5 protein-coding genes and 1 pseudogene are annotated in these 4212 nt (G+C 72.0%); 2 read left to right on the forward strand and 4 right to left on the reverse strand.

Going from position 1 to position 4212, the window contains the following annotated elements:
• Both AAG827_RS22030 and heR read right to left on the reverse strand, forming a co-directional pair.
• Positions 1 to 399 (reverse strand): GTP-binding protein (locus tag AAG827_RS22030; protein WP_341928353.1); only part of this gene is annotated, 399 nt, incomplete at its 3' end.
• Between the two features lie 124 nt (positions 400 to 523).
• Positions 524 to 1318, reverse strand: coding sequence for a heliorhodopsin HeR (gene heR, locus AAG827_RS22035; protein WP_341928354.1), 795 nt, complete (start codon positions 1316 to 1318; stop codon positions 524 to 526).
• A gap of 92 nt (positions 1319 to 1410) precedes the next feature.
• On the opposite strand from heR, the gene AAG827_RS22040 reads away from it, so the two are divergent.
• Together AAG827_RS22040 and AAG827_RS22045 are read left to right on the forward strand one after the other, a co-directional pair.
• Complete coding sequence (locus tag AAG827_RS22040; protein WP_341928355.1) at positions 1411 to 2748, forward strand: protealysin inhibitor emfourin; 1338 nt, start codon at positions 1411 to 1413, stop codon at positions 2746 to 2748.
• On the forward strand, positions 2745 to 3329 hold the full coding sequence (locus tag AAG827_RS22045; protein WP_341928356.1) for a GNAT family protein: 585 nt from the start codon (positions 2745 to 2747) through the stop codon (positions 3327 to 3329). Before AAG827_RS22040 ends, AAG827_RS22045 begins: the two co-directional genes overlap by 4 nt.
• A gap of 6 nt (positions 3330 to 3335) precedes the next feature.
• Here AAG827_RS22045 and AAG827_RS22050 read toward each other — a convergent pair whose 3' ends face one another.
• Together AAG827_RS22050 and AAG827_RS22055 are read right to left on the reverse strand one after the other, a co-directional pair.
• The gene (locus AAG827_RS22050; RefSeq protein WP_341928357.1) at positions 3336 to 4016 is read right to left on the reverse strand and encodes a hypothetical protein; all 681 of its coding nucleotides are present in this window, start codon (positions 4014 to 4016) and stop codon (positions 3336 to 3338) included.
• Between the two features lie 14 nt (positions 4017 to 4030).
• Positions 4031 to 4212 (reverse strand): annotated as a pseudogene (locus tag AAG827_RS22055) (HNH endonuclease); the annotation flags it as partial.

The raw sequence follows: 4212 nt of genomic DNA on the forward strand, positions 1-4212 counted from the left end.
CATGTCGGCGTTGAGCGCCTTGCGCAGCACGAAGCGGGTCTGGGGCAGCGGGCCCTCGGAGGCGTCGACGAGGAGCACGATGCCGTCGACCATCGACAGGCCGCGCTCGACCTCGCCACCGAAGTCGGCGTGGCCGGGGGTGTCGATGATGTTGATGGTCATGCCCTCGGGGGCGGAGGCACCGTTGTAGTGGATCGCGGTGTTCTTCGCGAGGATCGTGATGCCCTTCTCGCGCTCGAGGTCACCGGAGTCCATGACCCGGTCGGCCACGCTCTCGGCCTCGTGCTCGGTGAAGGCTCCGGCCTGGCGCAGCATCGCGTCCACGAGGGTGGTCTTGCCGTGGTCGACGTGCGCGACGATCGCGACGTTGCGCAGGTTGGCGGTCTTGATCTCAGACATGGGGCGGTGACGACTCTTCCGGTGGAGGTGCAGATCTGAAGGTTCAGGGGCCCGATGGGCCTCGTGGAGTCTAGTCGCGACCGCACCTTTCCCACGATTCAGCGCCCGAGGGGCAGCAGCGGGGCTAGGCGGCGAGCGATCCCGCGAAGATCTGCCACGCGAGCGCGGACTTCGCGCCGAGGCTGAGCACCAGGTAGGCCTTCTCGCCGAAGGCGTAGCTGCGCCACGGCCCGATCTCGCGGTACTGCAGCCACTGGTTGAGCGCGAAGCTCATGAAGAAGATGAACAGCGACACGAAGATGCCGTAGACGAAGCCGGGCACGGTCTCCGCGCCGACGAGGTTGAGCGTGATGACGACCCAGGGAGCCGCGCCGGCGATGCAGCCGAACCAGAAGGGCAGCATCGTGGTGCTGGTGCGCCCAGGCGGGTTCATGACCTCCTGGAGCCAGCCGAAGAGGATCATCGAGACGTTGGCGCCGATGATCGCGATGATGGCGGTGAGCTGGGTGACGCCGGCGTAGAAGGCGATGAGCAGGACCATGATCGTGGCGCTGACGGAGTACTCCACCCACCGGAAGCGGTTGATCCCCGCCCGGAGGTCGCGCTCGTAGCGACCGCGCAGCACCGTGCCCGTCAGTCCGTGGTCGATCGCGGCCAGGGCGAGGAAGAGTGCGATCGCCGCCCCGATGGGCACGTCGAACGCCGAGGTGGGGTCGGCGACCCGGCTGCCCGGAGGACCGGTCGGGAACGAGTTGGAGAGCGTGATGGCGAAGTCGGTCGCGAGCACCAGCACGGCCACGGCCTGCGCCGCGTGCAGCACGGCGAGCACGACGTTCCACCGGCGCAGCCCCGTGAGGCGGTCGTCGTCGACCCCGGTGGCGCGGGGGAGGGCGTGGGTGGGGACGTGGGCGTGGCTCATGCCCTCCAGTGAAGCACCGGTCGCACGCCGCACGCCGGCCGGCGGGGCGCGGGTCCCTTGTGGGTGTCGGTGGCGTGGGGTTCGCTGGGGGCATGTCTCGGACCCACGCCTGCTTCGTCCCGCCCTACCTGCTCCGCCAGCTCGCGCTCAGCGTCCCGGAGGAGGCGGAGCGCTGGCACCGCCTGCTGGCGATCGACGACGACGTGCGGCTGCGGCGGGCGCAGGCCCCGGGCCTGCGTCGGGGCGTGGCCGACGCCCGGGGGCCGGCCTGGGTCGTGCACACCGCCTCCCACGGCACCGACCTCCCGGGCGAGCCGGCCCGCGCGGCCGGTGACCCGCCGTCGGAGGACGTGGCCGTCGAGGAGGCGGCGCTCGGCATCAGCGGCACCTTGGCGCTCTTCGCGGAGGTCTACGGCCGCGACTCCTACGACGGCGCGGGCGCAGGCGTCTCGGCGACGGTCCACTACGGGCAGGACTACGTCAACGCGTTCTGGGACGGCACCCAGCTGGTCTTCGGCGACGGTGACGGTCGCGTCTTCGACCGCTTCACCAAGCCGGTCGACGTCCTCGCCCACGAGCTGACCCACGCGCTCACCGAGCACACGGCCGGCTTCGTCTACGAGGGCCAGTCCGGCGCGCTCAACGAGTCGGTCTCCGACGTCTTCGCCAGCTGCCTCAAGCAGCGGCTTCTCGGCCAGACCGCGCTCGCGGCCGACTGGCTGATCGGGGAGGGCCTGTTCCTCCCCGGCATCCGGGCGCGCGGGCTGCGCGACATGGCCCACCCCGGCGCGGCCTACGACGACCCCGCGCTCGGCCGGGACCCGCAGCCGGCCCACCTCGACGACTACGTCGAGACGACCGACGACAACGGCGGTGTCCACCTCAACTCCGGCATCCCCAACCGCGCCTTCCACCTCGCGGCCGTCGCGATCGGCGGCTCGAGCTGGGAGGGCGCCGGGCGCGTGTGGTTCGCCGCGCTCACCGGCGACCAGGTGACGTCGCGCTCCGACTTCGCCGGGTTCGCGGCCGCCACCGTCGCGGCCGCCGCGTCGCTCGGTGACGTCGACGTCTCGGCCGTCGAGGAGGCCTGGGCGAGGGTCGGGGTCACGCCTGCCTCGTCCCCGGCCGCTCCTGCCGCAGCCCCGGCGGCGGACCTGCTCGCTGCGGCCGACCAGGTCGTCGTACGACGCACGGGGGGCTTCGCGGGACGGACCTCCGAGGCCCGGGTCGACCTCGGAGCCGACCCGCGGGCCGATGAGCTGCGTGACCTGGTCGAGCGCATCGACCTGGCGCGCGTGAGCGGGACGCCCCCGCAGCCCGACCGCTTCGTCTACGACTTCGACCTGTGCGGCGACCGGGCGACGCTGTGCGAGCAGGACCTCACCGACGACCTGCGCCGCGTGGCCGACCTGGTGCTGAGGCCGTCATGAGCGGCCTCCCGGTGGTGAGGCACGAGACTCCGTGGCCGCTGTCGTCGGACGGACTGCTCTTCCGGGAGGCCGTGGAGGCGGACGTGGAGGCGTTGCAGTCCTTCCGCAACCTCCCGGAGGTCAACCACTTCATGGTGCGCACCCACGTCGACCCCGAGGACCTGCGCCGGGAGTGGCGCGCGGTGCCCGACAGCCCGACCGACTTCTCCTGCGTCGTCGAGCGCGACGGGGAGGTCGTCGCGATGGGCTTCCTCGACGTGGTCGACGGCCCCGGTCAGCCGGGGGTCCCCGACGGCACGGACGGACTGATCGGCTACATCGTCGACCCGCGCGTGGCCGGCCAGGGGATCGGGAGCGCGACCGCGCGGGCCCTGCTGCGGGCCGCCTTCGACGACCTCGGGCTGCGGCGGGTCACCGCGGCGGCGTACGCCGACAACCCCGCCTCCGTCCGCGTGCTGGAGGGCGCCGGGATGCGTCGCGAGCGAGTCTCGGTCCAGGCGCTGTGGCACCACGAGCTCGGGTGGATCGACGAGGTCGGCTATGCGCTGCTCGCAGACGAGTGGCGCGATGGACCCGGCTGACGTCTACTACTCCGGGCCCGAGGCGGTCACGCCGATGACGTCGAACCGTCCCTCGAGGCACCTGACGCTCGCCGTGACCCGACCGCCCTCCCACAACGAGGCCTTGACGTCCGCGGGTGAAAGGGCGGGATCGGTCGCTCTGCCCGCCCGGAGCGTGAGGGTGGCGCCAACGTAGCGGGTTGGTCCTTCCGTGACGCGGACCTCGAGCCGGTAGGGCAGGCGGAGGTCGCCGTCGAAGCGCGGCTTCTTCGGCCCCATGACGCCCAGCCAGTCAGCGACCAGGTCGAACGGCCCCTCCGTCGTGCAGCGCGGCGCGGTGAACCACGCGCGCGTCGAGGCGGGCAAGGCTCGTCCGTCGCGGACGTAGATGCTCTCGTGCCACAGGACCGCGAGGTCGGGGTCGACGTCGGTCAGCACCTCGACCTCGATCTGCTCCGCCTCGACTGCGTCGCCCTGACCGCCGGAGTCGTCGCACCCGGGCAGCACCGCCACCAACGTGTCACCGGTCGTCGCCGGGGTCCTCCTGGTCGGCCCCGCGCCGTTGTAGGTCACTCCGTCGATCTCGACGGCTGCCGGACAGGCGGACTCTCCGCCCCCGCCTTCGCCGCCGCCCTCGCTGGACTGGCACCCCGTCAGCGCGATCGCGACGACCAGGACCAGGGCGAGGAGTCGAGCACGCGTGGCCATGAGGTCATCGTGCCTCAGGGGTCGGTGAGGTCTCGGGTGCCGTGTGGGGTGACGAGGAGGGTCTGGCCGTGGGGTTCTCGCCAGAGGAAGGTGCCGGGGGTGAGTTGTTGGTAGGTCCAGCCGGCGTGGGTCTTGAGCTGGTGGTGATGTCGGCAGAGGGGGGCGAGGTTGCATTCGCAGGTGATCCCGGACGTTG

This window comes from Nocardioides psychrotolerans, from assembly GCF_943371775.1.
Classification (GTDB): Bacteria; Actinomycetota; Actinomycetes; order Propionibacteriales; family Nocardioidaceae; genus Nocardioides; species Nocardioides psychrotolerans_A.

Coding starts and splice junctions, on each gene's coding strand:
- heR (WP_341928354.1), bottom strand. CDS start 1,318: ATGAGCCACGCCCACGTCCCCACCCACGCCCTCCCCCGCGCCACCGGG.
- AAG827_RS22040 (WP_341928355.1), top strand. CDS start 1,411: ATGTCTCGGACCCACGCCTGCTTCGTCCCGCCCTACCTGCTCCGCCAG.
- AAG827_RS22045 (WP_341928356.1), top strand. CDS start 2,745: ATGAGCGGCCTCCCGGTGGTGAGGCACGAGACTCCGTGGCCGCTGTCG.
- AAG827_RS22050 (WP_341928357.1), bottom strand. CDS start 4,016: ATGGCCACGCGTGCTCGACTCCTCGCCCTGGTCCTGGTCGTCGCGATC.